Annotated in this window: 16 protein-coding genes and 1 other annotated feature; all 16 genes read left to right on the top strand. The window is 44.9% G+C overall.

All coding sequences use genetic code 11. The annotated features are described in order from the left end of the window. The first annotated feature begins 45 nt into the window (after positions 1–45). The gene (cysS, locus tag ACN6KS_RS27625) at positions 46–1,455 is read left to right on the top strand and encodes a cysteine--tRNA ligase (RefSeq protein ID WP_440960883.1); all 1,410 of its coding nucleotides are present in this window, start codon (positions 46–48) and stop codon (positions 1,453–1,455) included. Beyond that, positions 1,452–1,886 (top strand): Mini-ribonuclease 3, encoded by a 435-nt coding sequence (locus ACN6KS_RS27620; protein ID WP_094871864.1) that lies wholly within the window; start codon positions 1,452–1,454, stop codon positions 1,884–1,886. The genes cysS and ACN6KS_RS27620 overlap by 4 nt, the downstream gene beginning before the upstream one ends. Positions 1,887–1,923: 37 nt before the next feature. Continuing rightward, complete coding sequence (rlmB, locus tag ACN6KS_RS27615) at positions 1,924–2,688, top strand: 23S rRNA (guanosine(2251)-2'-O)-methyltransferase RlmB (RefSeq protein ID WP_042131237.1); 765 nt, start codon at positions 1,924–1,926, stop codon at positions 2,686–2,688. Between the two features lie 2 nt (positions 2,689–2,690). Beyond that, positions 2,691–3,212, top strand: coding sequence for an NYN domain-containing protein (locus ACN6KS_RS27610; RefSeq protein ID WP_094871865.1), 522 nt, complete (start codon positions 2,691–2,693; stop codon positions 3,210–3,212). Between the two features lie 158 nt (positions 3,213–3,370). Next, positions 3,371–4,015, top strand: a complete 645-nt coding sequence (sigH, locus tag ACN6KS_RS27605; RefSeq protein WP_036680496.1) for an RNA polymerase sporulation sigma factor SigH — start codon at positions 3,371–3,373, stop codon at positions 4,013–4,015. 390 nt (positions 4,016–4,405) lie between these two features. Next, a complete protein-coding gene (gene rpmG / locus ACN6KS_RS27600; RefSeq protein WP_076099620.1) occupies positions 4,406–4,555 on the top strand; it encodes a 50S ribosomal protein L33 in 150 nt (49 codons plus the stop codon). A 20-nt stretch (positions 4,556–4,575) separates the two neighbouring features. Beyond that, positions 4,576–4,767: a preprotein translocase subunit SecE gene (gene secE / locus ACN6KS_RS27595; protein ID WP_036680497.1), complete on the top strand. Its 192-nt coding sequence runs from the start codon at positions 4,576–4,578 to the stop codon at positions 4,765–4,767. Between the two features lie 21 nt (positions 4,768–4,788). Then, the gene (nusG, locus tag ACN6KS_RS27590; RefSeq protein ID WP_036680499.1) at positions 4,789–5,322 is read left to right on the top strand and encodes a transcription termination/antitermination protein NusG; all 534 of its coding nucleotides are present in this window, start codon (positions 4,789–4,791) and stop codon (positions 5,320–5,322) included. 75 nt (positions 5,323–5,397) lie between these two features. After that, positions 5,398–5,823 (top strand): 50S ribosomal protein L11, encoded by a 426-nt coding sequence (rplK, locus tag ACN6KS_RS27585; RefSeq protein ID WP_042131235.1) that lies wholly within the window; start codon positions 5,398–5,400, stop codon positions 5,821–5,823. Positions 5,824–5,905: 82 nt separating this feature from the next. Continuing rightward, on the top strand, positions 5,906–6,598 hold the full coding sequence (gene rplA / locus ACN6KS_RS27580) for a 50S ribosomal protein L1 (RefSeq protein WP_036680504.1): 693 nt from the start codon (positions 5,906–5,908) through the stop codon (positions 6,596–6,598). A gap of 67 nt (positions 6,599–6,665) precedes the next feature. After that, positions 6,666–6,818 (top strand) — a sequence feature (ribosomal protein L10 leader region). Positions 6,819–6,882: 64 nt separating this feature from the next. After that, positions 6,883–7,386 (top strand): 50S ribosomal protein L10, encoded by a 504-nt coding sequence (gene rplJ / locus ACN6KS_RS27575; RefSeq protein WP_042192187.1) that lies wholly within the window; start codon positions 6,883–6,885, stop codon positions 7,384–7,386. Between the two features lie 66 nt (positions 7,387–7,452). Further along, entirely contained in the window at positions 7,453–7,812 is a 360-nt protein-coding gene (gene rplL, locus ACN6KS_RS27570) for a 50S ribosomal protein L7/L12 (RefSeq protein WP_036680508.1), read from the top strand. 210 nt (positions 7,813–8,022) lie between these two features. Next, positions 8,023–8,622 carry a class I SAM-dependent methyltransferase gene (locus ACN6KS_RS27565; RefSeq protein WP_094871866.1) on the top strand — a complete coding sequence of 200 codons (600 nt, stop codon included), beginning with the start codon at positions 8,023–8,025 and terminating at the stop codon, positions 8,620–8,622. Between the two features lie 423 nt (positions 8,623–9,045). Continuing rightward, the gene (rpoB, locus tag ACN6KS_RS27560) at positions 9,046–12,591 is read left to right on the top strand and encodes a DNA-directed RNA polymerase subunit beta (RefSeq protein ID WP_094871867.1); all 3,546 of its coding nucleotides are present in this window, start codon (positions 9,046–9,048) and stop codon (positions 12,589–12,591) included. Positions 12,592–12,706: 115 nt separating this feature from the next. After that, positions 12,707–16,318, top strand: coding sequence for a DNA-directed RNA polymerase subunit beta' (gene rpoC, locus ACN6KS_RS27555; RefSeq protein WP_094877202.1), 3,612 nt, complete (start codon positions 12,707–12,709; stop codon positions 16,316–16,318). A gap of 179 nt (positions 16,319–16,497) precedes the next feature. Continuing rightward, positions 16,498–16,749 (top strand): ribosomal L7Ae/L30e/S12e/Gadd45 family protein, encoded by a 252-nt coding sequence (locus ACN6KS_RS27550; protein WP_042131229.1) that lies wholly within the window; start codon positions 16,498–16,500, stop codon positions 16,747–16,749. Positions 16,750–16,840: the final 91 nt, after the last annotated feature.

The following is a 16,840-nucleotide window of genomic DNA, read 5'->3' as shown; positions in this document are numbered from 1 at the left end:
ATCCGGTACTTAAGGAATCGGGACAAAAGAAAGGGTTGGAATAGGATGGCTTTACAAATTTACAACACAATGACACGCAGCAAGGAGCAGTTTGTGCCTCAAGAGTCGGGCAAGGTGAAAATGTATGTATGTGGTCCAACCGTTTACGGATATATGCATATCGGAAATGCTAGGCCTATTATTGTCTTTGATATGGTCCGGAATTATTTGGAGCAACTCGGTAATGAGGTACGGTATGTTACGAACTTCACAGATGTAGATGATAAACTGATACGCAAAGCAGAAGAAATGAACACCTCAGTAGCTGAGGTTGCTGAGATTTTCATTAATGCTTATCGTGAGGATCTTGAAGGGCTTGGAGTAAAGCCGGCAACACTGAATCCGCGGGTAACAGAAAGCATGGAGCTGATCATTGAATTCATTAAAGAGCTTGAGGAAAAAGGATATGCCTACGAGAGTGGTGGCGATGTTTACTACCGTACATCCAAATTTGTAGACTATGGTAAGCTGTCCCGTCAGAACCTAGATGAATTGCAGTTTGGTATTCGCGTGGAGGTAGACTCACGGAAAGAGAAACCTGAGGACTTTGTGCTGTGGAAAGCAGCAAAACCAGGTGAAGTGTACTGGCAGAGCCCATGGGGAAATGGACGCCCTGGCTGGCATATTGAATGCTCGGCCATGGCAAGAGAGTTCTTGGGGGATACGATGGACATCCACGGGGGTGGACAAGATTTGCAGTTCCCGCATCATGAATGCGAATGCGCTCAGACAGAAGCTCTGACGGGTAAGCCACTCTCTAATTACTGGATGCACAATGGATTTATCAACATCGGTGATGAAAAAATGTCGAAATCATTGGGTAACGGTTGGCTTGTGAAAGATATCCGTGGGCAATTTAAAGCTGGGACTATTCGTTATTTCATGCTATCGACCCATTATCGTAATCCGTTGAACTTCTCGGTGGATTCAATGACTTCAGCTGAAAAGAGCGTAGAACGTATCTCACTTGCAGAAAGTAACGTTAAGCATCGTCTTGAACTTGCTGCTGAAGGTGCTCAGGGTGAGGTCAGCTTAGAGATTAATGATAAGTTATCTGCTATTGTGGCCAATTTTCATGCTAGAATGCAGGATGACTTTAATACCCCAGATGCGATTACCGCTATGTTTGATTGGGTGAGTCTTGCCAACCATACCCTTGCGAATAGTGAAGCAGCCCCTGCTGATTTTGCTGCGCTGCTGCAAGCTTTTGGGGAAATGAATGCTGTGCTGCGTTTGACACCTGAGCATGAAGAAGAAGAGATCGCGAGTGAAGAAGTTGAAAGATTGATCGCGGAGCGGGTTGAAGCGCGTAAGAATAAGAATTGGAGCCGGTCCGATGAGATTCGTGATGAATTAGGGCGCTTGGGCATATTGCTTGAGGATACTCCGCAAGGAATGCGGTGGCGGCGTAAATGAGTGAGGAACGCAAGTTTCAGAACGGGTGGTTTCCTTACGAGCCTTCCAAACCTGCGCGACTCCTCTCGCCAATTGTGCTTGCCTATGTAGGAGATGCCATTTACGAAGTGTCAGTTCGCCAGTATTTAGTATCTCTTCCGAATTTGCGCCCAAACCATTTGCATCGCTCTGCTACAGGGCTTGTATCCGCTAAGGCGCAGAGTGCAATACTTGGATTTTTGGAGTCAAGTCTCACAGAAGAGGAAAAAGATGTCGCCCGTCAGGGGAGAAATGCTAAATCGGGAAGTATTCCTAAGAATGCAGATGTGCTTGAATACCGTCATGCTACTGCTTTTGAGTGTCTGATAGGTTACTTATACTACACAGGTCAACAGGAGAGAATACAAGAAATTGTGAACAGTGGCATACAGTTTATGTTGAAACAGCCTTGATAAGGCTTTTGCGAAATAGAGAATAGGAGAAGTGAACATGGAAGAAGATTTGAAGACAGAAGAGGAAATATTGGCTGGGAAGCATTCAGTGCTTGAGGCGCTTCGTGCGGGTCGTACCTTAAATAAAATATGGATTGCAGAAACGGCCCAGAAGCATCTGACCGCACCAATCGTCGCTGAAGCACGTAAAGCGGGGATTGTTATTCAGCATGTGGACAAGCGTAAGCTGGATCAACTTGCGCCTGGAGTTCAACATCAGGGGGTAGTTGCTCAAGCGGCACCTTTTGCCTATGTCGAGGTAGATGATCTGCTGGCTGCAGCTGAAGCCAAAGGAGAGCCTGCATTCTTGATTTTACTGGATGAGATTGAAGATCCGCATAACCTGGGATCCATTCTGCGGACAGCAGATTGTACTGGAGTGCATGGAGTAATCGTACCTAAACGCCGTTCGGCTCAGATTACTGCTACCGTCTCCAAAACATCAGCAGGTGCCGTGGAATATGTTCCGGTTGCGCGGGTCACTAACCTAGGTCAGACCATTGATCGTCTGAAAGAGCAGGGAGTCTGGGTAGTAGGTACGGATGTGGATACAGATCAGAATCTGTTTGGATCCAATATTTTCACAGGACCGGTAGCTGTTGTAATCGGTAATGAGAATAAAGGAATGGGACGCTTGATTCGTGAAAAATGTGATGTATTACTTAAGCTGCCGATGGCCGGAAAAATCAATTCATTAAATGCCTCTGTCGCCGCAGGAGTCATTATGTATGAAGTGGTACGCCTTCGGCAACAGCAGGGATAACTATGGCCGACTGGCGCGATGTGCTGCTTGTGGACGGGTACAATATGATCGGTGGCTGGCCGGAACTTGCGGCACTGTCCCAGATTGGTATGCAGGAAGCACGCGACCGCTTAATGGATTTGCTGGCGGATTACCAAGCTTACTCAGGACGAAGAGTGATTGCAGTTTTTGATGCATACCGTGTTCCAGGGTTAGGAAGGTCATTTGTCCAGGGTAAGGTTCAGGTGTATTTCACCAAGGAAAAAGAAACCGCAGATGAATGCATTGAGCGACTGGTTGGGGAATTTAGCAATCGGCGCCGGCAGATCTATGTAGCTACTAGTGATCTTATAGAGCAGCATATTATTTTTGCTCAAGGTGCATTGCGAATTTCTGCAAGGGAGCTACACCTGGAAATTGAGGAGAACCAGAAGCAAGTTAAAAAAGCTATTGAACCTGGTAGCATCAGTTCTACACGTCATTCCTTAGAAGATAAGCTGCCTCCTGATGTGCGTAGTAAATTGGAAAAATGGCGTAGGCAGTGACAAGTGGGAAGATTTAGGTGATATTTTTATTCCATTTTATGCTATTGCAGATTGATTTTGGACAAATCCGGTTGACGGTGTAAGGTAACATAATATATACTGATCCTATATTTCGCGAAGTAACGATGTGTCTTGCGTTGCAGCCGGGGGGATTCTTGGTGAGTGTCGACCTCAAGGAAATAATGCTGTCCGAGTATGATTTCATAAGTGATGAAGATATTGTCGAGGCTTTCCGTGGTGGCGACAGTGGCGCATTGGAACACTTAATTAATAAATACCGTAATTTTGTACGTGCTAAAGCCCGCTCTTATTTCTTGATCGGGGCAGATCGTGAAGATATTGTTCAAGAAGGAATGATTGGTCTATATAAGGCTATTCGTGACTTTAAAGGTGACAAGCTCTCTTCATTCAAGGCTTTTGCTGAGCTCTGCATAACACGTCAGATTATAACCGCTATTAAGACGGCCACTCGTCAGAAGCATATTCCGCTTAATTCTTATGTTTCTCTGGACAAGCCCATTTATGATGAAGATTCCGACCGGACGCTTATGGATGTCATTTGTGGAACTCAGGTACTAGATCCAGAAGAGCTAATTATCAATCAAGAAGAATTCATTGGACTTGAAGATAAGATGGCAGAGATTTTAAGTGACCTAGAGCGTAAGGTTCTGATGTTGTATTTAGACGGACGATCTTATCAGGAAATTGCTGAAGATCTTAAGCGACATGTGAAATCCATTGACAACGCTTTACAACGAGTAAAGCGGAAATTAGAAAGATATCTAGAAGTGCGTGACAATTAATGATATAATGAACACAAGAGGGCTCGTACATCGAGTTCTTTTTTTAGTCTCATGAAATTGCTTAGATAGAATTAGGAGCTAACACCATAAAATTCTATTTGAGTCGATTTTAGTTGTTGCCGTTGAGGGTAGGTTTATACACAGTCGGAATGCCCCATAATGATAAGGAAGACAGCGAAGTGTGAGGAAGAGATAGACCCAAGGACAGGGTACGGCCATATGACTATAACACCCGAAATTACCCAGTGCAGAACGGAATTCTTTCGTTGACACAGACCTTGACATTATGCTAAAGTGTTTTAGGTAGGCCTAAATTCGCGGCTTTTTTTAGGATCAATATTTACGTCTTCTAATTGTATTGTTAGAAGGACGTCTCGGGAGGTGCACATCATGCGGGTAATTATCACTTTGGCTTGTACAAGTTGCAAACAAAGAAACTATGCGACTACCAAAAACAAGCGAAATCACCCCGACCGCATGGAGATGAAGAAATTTTGCAAGTATTGTAACTCGCAAACTCCTCATCGCGAAACCAGATAGTCTGTGGAGGTGTAGTCGGCATGAAACGTAGTTTCAAGTCTATGTTTTCCTTTTTCACTGAGAGCTGGAGTGAACTCAAAAAAGTTCGCTGGCCAAGTCGTAAAGAATTGACCAACTATACATTGATCGTTCTCGGTACAATTGTAGTTGTCGCTATTTACTTCTGGGTTCTGGACATCGGTATTTCCGCTGTGATTGAAGCGATTATTTAGAGAGGTCCCAGGTGGCTTGATATGGAAAAAAGATGGTATGTCGTTCATACCTATTCTGGGTATGAGAATAAGGTCAAAGCCAATTTGGAAAAGCGCGTTGAGTCCATGGGCATGGAAGACAAAATATTCCGCGTTCTTGTTCCTATGGAAGAAGAAATTGTAAACAAAGACGGTAAGAAAAAAACCGTTATGCGTAAAGTTTACCCGGGTTATGTTTTGGTGGAAATGGTTCAGACTGATGATTCCTGGTATGTTGTCCGCAATACTCCGGGCGTTACTGGATTTGTTGGTTCGACAGGCTCAGGGTCTAAACCAACAGCTTTGCTTCCGGAAGAGGTAGAACAAATTCTGAAGCATATGGGCATGGTTGAACCTAAAGCGAAGATTGATTTCGAAATCAAGGAATCCGTACGTATTATGGTTGGTCCGTTTGCGAATTTTGTTGGATCCGTGGAAGAAATTTTGGCTGACAAGAGCAAGATCAAAGTGCATGTGAACATGTTTGGACGGGAAACCCCGCTAGAGTTGGATTTCACTCAAGTGGAGAAAATATAACATAAGCTAAGGGTTTCTTGTGGGAGAGCGCCAATGGCGTTCGAAGACCACTATTTTTGCAAGGAGGTGTCACTCATGGCTAAAAAAGTTATTAAAATGGTGAAACTGCAGATTCCTGCAGGGAAAGCGAATCCAGCGCCTCCAGTAGGTCCGGCGTTAGGTCAAGCAGGTGTCAACATCATGGCATTCTGTAAGGAATTTAATGCTCGTACTGCCGACCAGGCTGGCTTGATCATTCCGGTTGAAATTACAGTATTTGAAGACCGTTCCTTTACGTTCATCACTAAAACTCCTCCGGCTGCTGTTCTGCTTCGCATCGCTGCTAAAGTAGAAAAAGGATCCGGCGAACCAAACAAGAAAAAAGTAGCAAAAATCGGCCGCGCTGCGGTTCGTGAAATTGCTGAAACAAAAATGCCTGACCTTAACGCTGCATCTGTAGAAGCTGCAATGCGTATGGTTGAAGGTACTGCTCGCAGTATGGGCATCACAATCGAAGACTAGTAGTTTTCGAAGAATCGGTCATTCGTGACCCGCAAGTATGTGGGAGGAATTTCCGCTAACACCACAAAGGAGGAACATTTTCATGGCTAAACATGGTAAGAAATACCAAGAAGCTGCTAAGCTGATCAACAGCGAAGCAACTTACGAGCCTTCAGAAGCTGTAGAGCTTGTGAAAAAGGCAGCGACTGCAAAATTCGACGAAACCGTTGAAGCAGCAGTTCGTCTGGGTGTAGACCCGCGTAAACAAGACCAAGCAGTTCGTGGTGTTGTTGTCCTGCCTCACGGCACTGGTAAAACACAACGCGTGCTTGTATTTGCAAAAGGTGAAAAAGCGAAAGAGGCAGAAGCTGCTGGCGCGGATTTTGTTGGTGATCAAGACATGATCAACAAAATTCAACAAGGCTGGTTTGAATTTGATGTCTGCGTAGCTACACCTGATATGATGAGTGAAGTCGGTAAACTGGGTCGTCTGCTTGGTGGTAAAGGTCTTATGCCTAACCCTAAAGCTGGCACAGTTACATTCGATGTTTCCAAGGCTGTGCAAGAAATCAAAGCCGGTAAAATCGAATATCGTCTTGACAAAGCAGGTCAAATTCACGCGCCAATCGGCAAAGTGTCCTTTGATGCTGCACAATTGAACGATAACCTTAAAGCTCTTATCGACGCTTTGAACCGTGCGAAACCAGCTGCTGCTAAAGGTGTATACCTTAAAGGCATCTCGATTTCTTCCACAATGGGTCCTAGCGCTCGTGTGAACACAACCGTCTTCAGATAAATAAGGGTTGACTCTTTGAGTCGATTTTGATAATCTATAACAGTTGTGAAACTTAAGGTATCAATCTTAACCTTGAATATGCTTACCGTAGACAGTAGGTGCCTTAGTGCTTAATTTCCTACCGAGGTGTTGTGATAGAAACAAGAAGTAACGAGCTTGCTCGTATAACTTTCGTTTTATCAAGCCTTCGTGATTCTGCGGAGGCTTTTCTAATGCCTGCGTAGGAGCGGTGATGCTTTCCTTGGAAAGGACGCCGACACATAAATTTTCAGGAGGTGTATACATTGGCAAATGCAAAAGTAATTCAAGCAAAACAGGATGCGGTTGACGTTGTTACTGCGAAACTGCAAAACAGTCTTTCGACTGTTGTAGCGGACTATCGTGGATTGAACGTTTCCCAAGTGACTGAACTGCGTAAGCAACTTCGTGAAGCTGGCGTTGAGTTTCAAGTCCTGAAGAACACATTGCTACGTCGCGCAACTGCTGCGGCTGAGTTGACTGAGTTGGATGAAGTTTTGACTGGTCCAACAGCTATCGCATTCAGCACAACTGATGCAGTAGCTCCAGCTAAAATTTTGAACGATTTCGCCAAGAAAAACGACGCTTTGAAATTGAAAGGCGGCGTAGTAGAAGGACGTGTCATCGACGCGGACCAATTGAAAGCACTGGCTGAGCTTCCATCCCGCGATGGTTTGCTGTCCATGCTGCTTAGCGTACTTCAAGCTCCAATGCGCAACTTCGCGCTTGCAGTTAAAGCTGTTGCTGAAAAAGAAGAACAAAGCGCGTAAGCCTTTGACTCTTGCAGCATAAATCAATACCACAAACAAATTTAAATTATAAATGGAGGTTCAATCATGAGTAAAGAAGCAATCTTGGAAGCAATTAAAGGCATGAGCGTATTGGAACTGAACGACCTGGTTAAAGCAATTGAAGAAGAATTTGGCGTAACAGCAGCAGCTCCAGTAGCAGCTGGCGGTGCGGTAGCAGCAGTAGCTGAAGAGCAATCCGAATTTGACGTAATTTTGACAGGCGCTGGCGCTTCCAAAATCAACGTTATCAAAATCGTTCGCGAAATCACAGGCCTTGGCTTGAAAGAAGCTAAAGACCTTGTAGACAACGCACCAAAAGCAATCAAAGAAAAAGTAAGCAAAGACGAAGCCGAAGCTACTAAAGCAAAATTGGAAGAAGCAGGCGCAGCTGTAGAAGTGAAGTAATTCCTTCTATACTGAAAACCCCTTGAACTTGTTCAAGGGGTTTATTTTATAAAAATATAAGAAAGTATAAGTTTTATACTATACTTTATCTTTATATTTCTCGCTGAAAGCTTACCGTCCTTATAAGGACATCAGAGGCGTTTATGCTTGATAGAGTTAGTAGGGTTGTGTGAATACAAACTATTAACATAAAGGAAAGGGAGGATAGAGATGTCGCAACATTATTATTCGCAGCAACCGGAAGTGCGTCATGACAGACGTACCATCGACACCGTTCTAAGAGGCAAAAGCTTTCGTTTTACAAGTGATGCGGGTGTGTTCTCTAAAGGAGACATCGATTACGGTAGTCGAGTTCTCATTGAAGCTATGGATATTCCGGACGGTTCAGCAGTGCTTGATGTGGGTTGCGGATATGGACCGATAGGCATAAGTGCAGCATACCTAGCCCCCAAAGGGCAAGTTACGATGATTGATATTAATAGTCGTGCGGTAGAACTTGCGCGTGAAAATGCCCAGCACAATGGAATCCGGAATGTTACGGTAATGGAAAGCGATGTGCTCGGCGCATTGAATGAACAACAAAAGTTCGATGTGATTCTTACCAATCCTCCGATACGTGCAGGAAAAGCTGTAGTGCATCAGATTTTTGAAGAAGCTTATGAGCATTTAAATGAGAGTGGATTTCTGTGGATTGTTATTCAGAAGAAGCAGGGCGCTCCATCAGCGGTAGCTAAACTTGAAAGCTTGTTCTCAAATGTAGAAGAAGTGGGCAAAGATAAAGGTTATCGTATTATTAAAGCTCAAAAATAAAAATCAATAGGTTATTGACATGTGATAGTGATAATGGTATTATTATAAAATGTCAGTATTAAGATAGGCTCCATGTCTTTAGTTTGCTGAAAATGTCAAGCGATATATTGTCGCCGGCTAGCGCAAGCCGTACGGCAAGTTTTTTGCGAATTGGTTCTCTATGCTCTGGCGTAGCGAGTGTTACGCGGTAATAGATAATAGCGCATAAACTGTTGCTTGGTGACGTATAATATGTACGTTTTGGGCAAATCTACTGGATAAGGAGTATTTTGGTCATGGATAAGTGCGCTCTTTTTTCGAAGATTTCGATAAGGGCTTTTCTTTTATTTATGACTGAATCCTTGTAGTATGGTTCCATTATACGGTTCCAAACAAGGGTTCGCAATCAATTTTTAAGTGAGTAGACATGAGGGGTGAGTAAAGTTGGCAGGACATCTTGTTCAGTATGGTCGACGCACTCGGCGGAGCTATGCGAGAATTAACGAGGTACTCGAGGTCCCGAACCTGATCGAGATCCAACAAAAATCTTATGATTGGTTTTTGGAGGAAGGATTGCGGGAAATGTTTCAGGACATCTCGCCGATCCAGGATTTCACAGGTAATTTGGTACTAGAGTTCATTGATTACAGCCTGGGTGAACCGAAATATACGGTTGACGACGCTAAAGAGCGGGACGTGACGTATGCGGCTCCTCTGCGTGTAAAGGTGCGGCTCATTAATAAGGAGACCGGTGAGGTCAAAGAGCAGGAAGTGTTCATGGGAGATTTCCCGCTGATGACGGAGACCGGCACTTTTATTATTAACGGTGCAGAACGGGTTATTGTCAGCCAGTTGGTTCGCTCTCCAAGCGTCTATTTCAGCACAAAAGTGGATAAGAACGGCAAAAAAACCTACACCGCCACAGTAATCCCGAACCGCGGAGCCTGGTTGGAACTTGAGACCGACGCTAAGGATATTATGTATGTTCGTATCGATCGGACTCGTAAAATTCCTGTTACCGTACTTTTGCGTGCTCTCGGTTTCGGTAGTGATGCCGAAATTCTGGAATTGCTTGGCAATGATGAATATATTCGCAATACGCTGGATAAAGACAACACGGACTCCACGGAGAAGGCGCTTATTGAGATTTATGAGCGACTCCGTCCGGGCGAACCGCCGACACTAGACAATGCCAGAAGTTTGCTGGTTGCGCGTTTCTTTGATCCAAAACGCTACGACCTAGCTAATGTAGGCCGTTACAAAATCAATAAAAAGCTGCACATTAAGAACCGTCTTTTCAATCAACGTCTTGCTCAACCTTTGGTTGATGACTCTACCGGAGAAATTCTGGCAGAATCCGGCCAAATGGTCGATCGTAGACTGCTTGATGAATTGATTCCGTATTTCGAAAAGAATGTTGCCTTTAAAAACTACCGTGTTACTGGCGGAGTTACGGACAGTGAAGATATTCCTCTTCAAACAATTGACGTATTCTCGCCAATTGAAGAAGGTCGGGTTATTAAGCTGATCGCTAACGGCAACATCGACAAGTCTGTTAAGCACATTACTCAAGCTGATATTATATCCTCGATCAGCTACTTTATTAATTTGCTTCACGGAATTGGTAATACCGATGATATTGACCATCTGGGTAACCGTCGTCTACGTTCTGTAGGTGAACTTCTGCAGAATCAGTTCCGTATCGGTTTGTCCCGTATGGAGCGCGTTGTGCGTGAAAGAATGTCGATTCAGGATGCTAATGCTATTACGCCTCAAGCTCTGATCAATATTCGTCCGGTTATCGCGTCCATTAAAGAGTTTTTCGGTAGCTCCCAGTTGTCTCAGTTTATGGACCAGACGAACCCACTTGCGGAACTTACGCATAAACGTCGTCTGTCTGCACTCGGACCTGGTGGTTTGACACGTGAACGCGCGGGCTTTGAAGTTCGTGACGTCCATCACAGTCACTACGGCCGGATGTGTCCAATTGAAACACCGGAAGGTCCGAACATTGGATTGATCAACTCCTTGTCCACCTTTGCTCGTATCAACGAATATGGCTTTATTGAAGCTCCATATCGTTGGGTAGATCCAAAGACGGGTAAGGTAACTGAACAAATCGATTATCTGACTGCGGATGAGGAAGATAATTATGTAGTTGCTCAGGCTAACGTATTGATCGATGAAGATGGCTCCTTTAAGGAAGACATGGTAATCGTTCGTTACAATAAAGACTCTGACAACATTACAACAATGCCAAGTAATCGTGTAGATTACATGGATGTTTCGCCTAAACAGGTCGTATCCGTCGCTACGGCGCTCATTCCGTTCCTTGAGAACGATGACTCCAACCGCGCTCTGATGGGATCTAACATGCAGCGTCAAGCTGTTCCGCTTCTAATTCCTAAAGCTCCGTTGGTCGGAACAGGGATGGAACATAAATCCGCTAAGGATTCTGGCGTATGTGTTGTTTCTAAGTATGACGGTATTATCGAACGTTCTTCAGCTAATGAAATTTGGCTGCGCCGGGTTGAGACTGTCGAAGGCAAAGAAGTTAAAGGTGATATCGTTAAATATAAATTACACAAATTTATGCGTTCTAACCAAGGTACCTGTATTAACCAGCGTCCTCTAGCTAAAAGAGGGGATATTGTTAAGAAGGGTGACATCCTGGCGGACGGTCCTTCTACAGAAATGGGCGAACTTGCTCTTGGTCGTAACGTAGTCGTTGCGTTCATGACTTGGGAAGGTTACAACTACGAGGATGCGATCCTGTTAAGTGAAAAACTAGTTAAGGAAGATGTATACACTTCGATTCATATCGAGGAATACGAATCCGAAGCTCGTGACACTAAACTGGGACCTGAAGAAATCACACGTGATATTCCAAACGTGGGCGAAGAAGCTCTGCGCAATCTTGATGAGCGTGGAATTATCCGCATCGGTGCGGAAATCAGTGCTGGTGACATTCTAGTTGGTAAGGTTACTCCAAAGGGTGTAACTGAATTGACTGCAGAAGAGCGTCTCCTACACGCTATCTTTGGTGAGAAGGCTCGTGAAGTGCGGGATACCTCTTTACGCGTTCCTCACGGTAGTGATGGTATTATCGTTGACGTTAAAGTGTTTACACGTGAGAACGGCGATGAGCTGCCTCCTGGCGTAAATCAATTGGTTCGTGTGTACATCGCTCAGAAACGTAAGATTTCTGAAGGTGACAAAATGGCCGGACGTCACGGTAACAAGGGTGTCGTTGCTCGTATCCTGCCAGAAGAAGATATGCCGTTCCTTCCGGACGGTACGCCAGTACAGGTTGTTCTTAACCCTCTAGGCGTTCCTTCTCGTATGAATATCGGACAGGTGCTTGAGGTCCATATTGGTATGGCCGCATTGCGTCTGGGAATTCACATTGCAACGCCGGTATTCGACGGAGCGCGTGAGTATGACGTATTTGATACGATGGAAGAAGCTGGCATGCAGCGTAATGGTAAGACTATATTGTACGATGGTCGGACAGGTGAACGCTTCGAACGTGAAGTTACTGTCGGCGTCATGCATATGATCAAACTGGCGCACATGGTTGATGATAAGATTCACGCCCGTTCAACAGGACCTTACTCACTAGTTACGCAGCAGCCACTGGGTGGTAAAGCTCAGTTTGGTGGACAGCGTTTCGGGGAGATGGAAGTGTGGGCGCTTGAAGCTTACGGTGCTGCATATACATTGCAAGAAATTTTGACCGTAAAATCCGATGACGTGGTTGGTCGCGTGAAGACGTACGAATCCATTGTCAAAGGTGAAAATGTACCGGAACCAGGTGTTCCTGAATCGTTCAAGGTATTGATCAAAGAACTGCAGTCCCTGGGTATGGATGTTAAGATTCTTAGCGGTGACGAGCAGGAAATTGAAATGAGAGAATTGGACGATGAGGACGAGACGTCAGGCGACAAGCTGAGCCTCAATTTAGAAGGCGCAGAAGTCGGAGCAGAATAATCACGCTTGGAGCTTTAAAGTTCCATTTTATAAAGGACCGCGCCCTCTTTTGATGTAACAGTCAGAGGAGGGCAAAGCGGTACTAAATCAGGATTAGGTTAAGGAGGGTTGCTCCTTGTTGGACGTTAACAATTTTGAATTTATGAAAATCGGACTCGCTTCTCCGGAGAAGATTCGTTCATGGTCCCGCGGAGAAGTTAAGAAACCGGAAACCATTAACTATCGTACATTGAAACCGGAAAAAGAGGGTCTTTTCTGTGAGCGTATCTTTGGACCACAAAAAGACTGGGAATGTCATTGCGGTAAATACAAACGTGTCCGTTATAAGGGCGTAGTCTGCGACCGTTGTGGCGTTGAGGTTACCCGTGCTAAAGTTCGTCGTGAACGTATGGGTCACATTGAATTGGCTGCTCCGGTATCTCATATCTGGTACTTCAAAGGTATCCCAAGCCGCATGGGTTTGGCACTAGATATGTCTCCAAGATCACTTGAAGAGATTATCTACTTCGCTTCGTATGTTGTAACTGACCCAGGTGAAACACCACTGGAAAAGAAACAGCTTCTATCCGAGAAAGAATATCGTAGCTACCGTGAAAAATACGGTTACGGTTTCCAAGCCGGCATGGGTGCTGAAGCTGTTAAAAAGCTTCTTCAAGATATCGACATCGATAAAGAGCTGGAATTCCTCAAAGAAGAACTGCGTACGGCCCAAGGCCAACGCCGTAACCGGGCGATCAAACGTCTGGAAGTCATTGAAGCATTCCGTAACTCCGGCAACAAGCCTGATTGGATGATCATGGATGTTCTTCCGGTTATTCCTCCGGAGCTTCGTCCGATGGTTCAATTGGATGGTGGCCGTTTTGCTACGTCCGACTTGAATGATCTCTATCGTCGTGTTATTAACCGGAACAACCGTCTGAAGAGACTGCTGGATCTTGGTGCACCTGACATTATCGTGCAGAACGAGAAACGGATGCTACAGGAAGCTGTCGATGCTCTCATCGATAACGGCCGTAGAGGACGTCCGGTAACGGGTCCTGGTAACCGTCCATTAAAATCTCTCAGCCACATGCTGAAAGGTAAACAAGGACGTTTCCGTCAGAACTTGCTCGGTAAACGGGTTGACTACTCTGGTCGTTCCGTTATCGTTGTAGGACCGTACCTCAAGATGTACCAGTGCGGACTTCCTAAGAAAATGGCGCTAGAATTGTTCAAACCTTTTGTCATGAAGGAATTGGTTAATAAGGGCCTAGCCCACAACATAAAGAGCGCAAAACGTAAAGTTGAGCGTGTAAGTCCTGAAGTATGGGATGTACTTGAAGAAGTAATCAGAGAGCACCCAGTACTTCTAAACCGCGCACCAACACTTCACCGTCTCGGTATCCAAGCTTTTGAACCGATTTTGGTGGAAGGTCATGCTATTCGTCTTCACCCACTCGTATGTACGGCTTATAACGCCGACTTTGACGGTGACCAAATGGCGGTGCACGTTCCTCTGTCAGCAGAAGCTCAAGCGGAAGCACGTATTCTCATGCTTGCATCCGGTAATATCTTGAACCCTAAAGACGGAAAACCGGTTGTAACACCTTCCCAGGATATGGTCCTTGGTACTTTCTACCTGACCATGGACAACAAGGAGGAAAAAGGATCAGGTATGATTCTGCGTACCGTAAATGAAGCTGTATCAGCTTACCAACGCGGAACTGCAGGACTTCATGCTCGTGTAGCTATTCCAGTTAAAGCACTGGGTAAGACTTGCTTTACGGAAAAACAACAAGGCGCAATGTTGATTACTACAATCGGTAAGATTATCTTTAATGAAATTTACCCAAGTAGTTTCCCTTATATCAATGAAGCGACTAAGACTAACTTGCTGCACGGCACGCCAGAAAAATACTTTATCTATGAAAAAGGTGCAGATATTCGCGAGCTGATTGAATCCGCTCCTGAAGCCAGCGCTGTAGGTAAAGAATATCTGGGTCTGATTATCGCACGTTGTTTTGAAACTTATCATACAACCAAAACCTCTATGATTTTGGATAAAATTAAACAACTCGGCTTCACTTATTCCACACGTTCCGGTGTTACCGTTGCCGTGTCGGATGTTATCGTGCCTGAGGAGAAAGTTACGATCTTGAAAGAGTCCGAAGCTAAGGTAGATGTGGTTGCTAACCAATATCGCCGTGGTCTGATCACTAATGACGAACGGTACGACCGTGTTATTGAGATCTGGTCGAAAACGAAGGATGATCTTACGAACATCCTGCTGAAATCGATGGACCGTTTCAACTCTATCATGCTCATGGTTGACTCCAAAGCGCGGGGTAACAAATCGCAGATCACTCAGCTGGGTGGTATGCGTGGTCTGATGGCAACACCTTCGGGTCGGATTTTCGAATTGCCAATTAAAGCGAATTTCCGTGAAGGTCTTACGGTCTTGGAGTACTTTATTTCCACTCACGGAGCGCGTAAAGGTCTTGCCGATACCGCACTTCGTACTGCTGACTCCGGTTACTTGACTCGTCGTCTCGTTGACGTAGCTCAGGACGTTATCGTCCGTGAGGAAGATTGTGGAACGGATAAAGGATTTACAGTTAGTCGTATTCAGGATGGTAAAGAGGTTATTGAGGATCTGTATGACCGTATCGAAGGTCGTTACTGCTTCGAGACTGTCCGTCATCCAGAAACAGGCGAAATCATTGTTCACCGCAACGATTTGATTGACTCAGATAAAGCGGAAGCAATCGTAGACGCTGGTGTAACTAAGCTACAAATCCGCTCTGTACTAAGCTGCCGTGCTCGTCATGGTGTTTGTAAGAAATGTTACGGTCGTAACTTGGCAACTGGTAAACACGTTGAGATCGGTGAAGCAGTTGGTATTATCGCTGCACAATCTATCGGTGAACCAGGAACCCAGCTTACAATGCGTACGTTCCATACCGGCGGTGTTGCCGGTGATGACATCACGCAAGGTTTGCCGCGTATTCAAGAGTTGTTTGAAGCCCGTAACCCTAAAGGTCAGGCTACAATCAGTGAGATCGATGGTGTAATCAAGGAAATCCGTGAAACTAAGGATCGTCGTGAAATCGAGGTTCAAGGTGAAGCAGAATCCAAGACTTATTCCATAACTTATGGTTCACGTCTACGTGTCAGCGAAGGCCAAGAGATTGAAGCCGGCGATGAGTTGACAGACGGTTCGATTGACCCTAAAGAAATGCTGCGAATCAAAGGGATCCGTGGGGTACAAAACTACATTCTGCAAGAAGTTCAGCGTGTATATCGTAACCAGGGCGTTGAGATCAATGATAAGCACATTGAAGTTATGATCAAACAAATGCTTCGGAAGATCCGTATCATTGATGCAGGTGACACAAGTCTGTTACCAGGTGCGTTTGCGGATATTCATGAATATGAAGCTGCTAACAAGGAAGCCATCTTGTCTGGTAAAGAGCCTGCAGTTGCTAAACCAGTCTTGCTCGGTATTACCAAGGCATCTCTTGAGACAGATTCCTTCTTATCCGCTGCATCTTTCCAAGAAACAACTCGTGTCTTAACAGATGCTGCTATCAAAGGCAAAGTAGATAAGTTGCTTGGACTCAAAGAAAATGTTATTATCGGTAAGTTGATTCCTGCAGGTACTGGTATGAATCGTTACCGTAATGTTAAGTTAAGTGATCCAAATGCAGAAAGCGCGCTTGAATCTTTAGAGCCGGTTCCTGCTGAATAAATTAGCAATCATGGTAGTGAACTCGTGTCATACCTATTCATAGGTGTGACACGAATATCTGCTGTGTATAATAATGATAAATATTATTGCTGAATTTCTTGACACCATCTATTGATAATGCTAAAATGTCTAAGGTGCGTGAGTAGCCATGTTATCCTTGTTCATTGGAGGTAATGATTATGACTGATGATAGAGGACTACAGGATGCTCAGGTCAAGATCGGTACCAAACAAACCGTCAAGGCGGTAGAGTTGGGCCAAGCCGCAGAAGTCTATGTGGCAGAGGACGGAGATCAAAGGCTTACTTCCAGGATAGTTATGCTTTGTAACAAACAAGGTGTTAAGATCACATACGTGGATACAATGCTAAATTTGGGCAAGGCCTGCGGAATAGAAGTTGGCGCTGCGATGGCAGCCGTCTTAAAACAATAGCTACGGAAATGTTTTTGTACTGGGGTGAACTCCAGCGGCAAGAACTTTTCATTTGTCTTTTTATGAACCGCCTGGGTCTGTGGGCTTAGAG

The organism is Paenibacillus nitricinens (assembly GCF_052056485.1).
Taxonomy (GTDB): Bacteria; Bacillota; Bacilli; order Paenibacillales; family Paenibacillaceae; genus Paenibacillus_AQ; species Paenibacillus_AQ nitricinens.
This window is presented reverse-complemented; position numbering and strand designations above follow the sequence as displayed.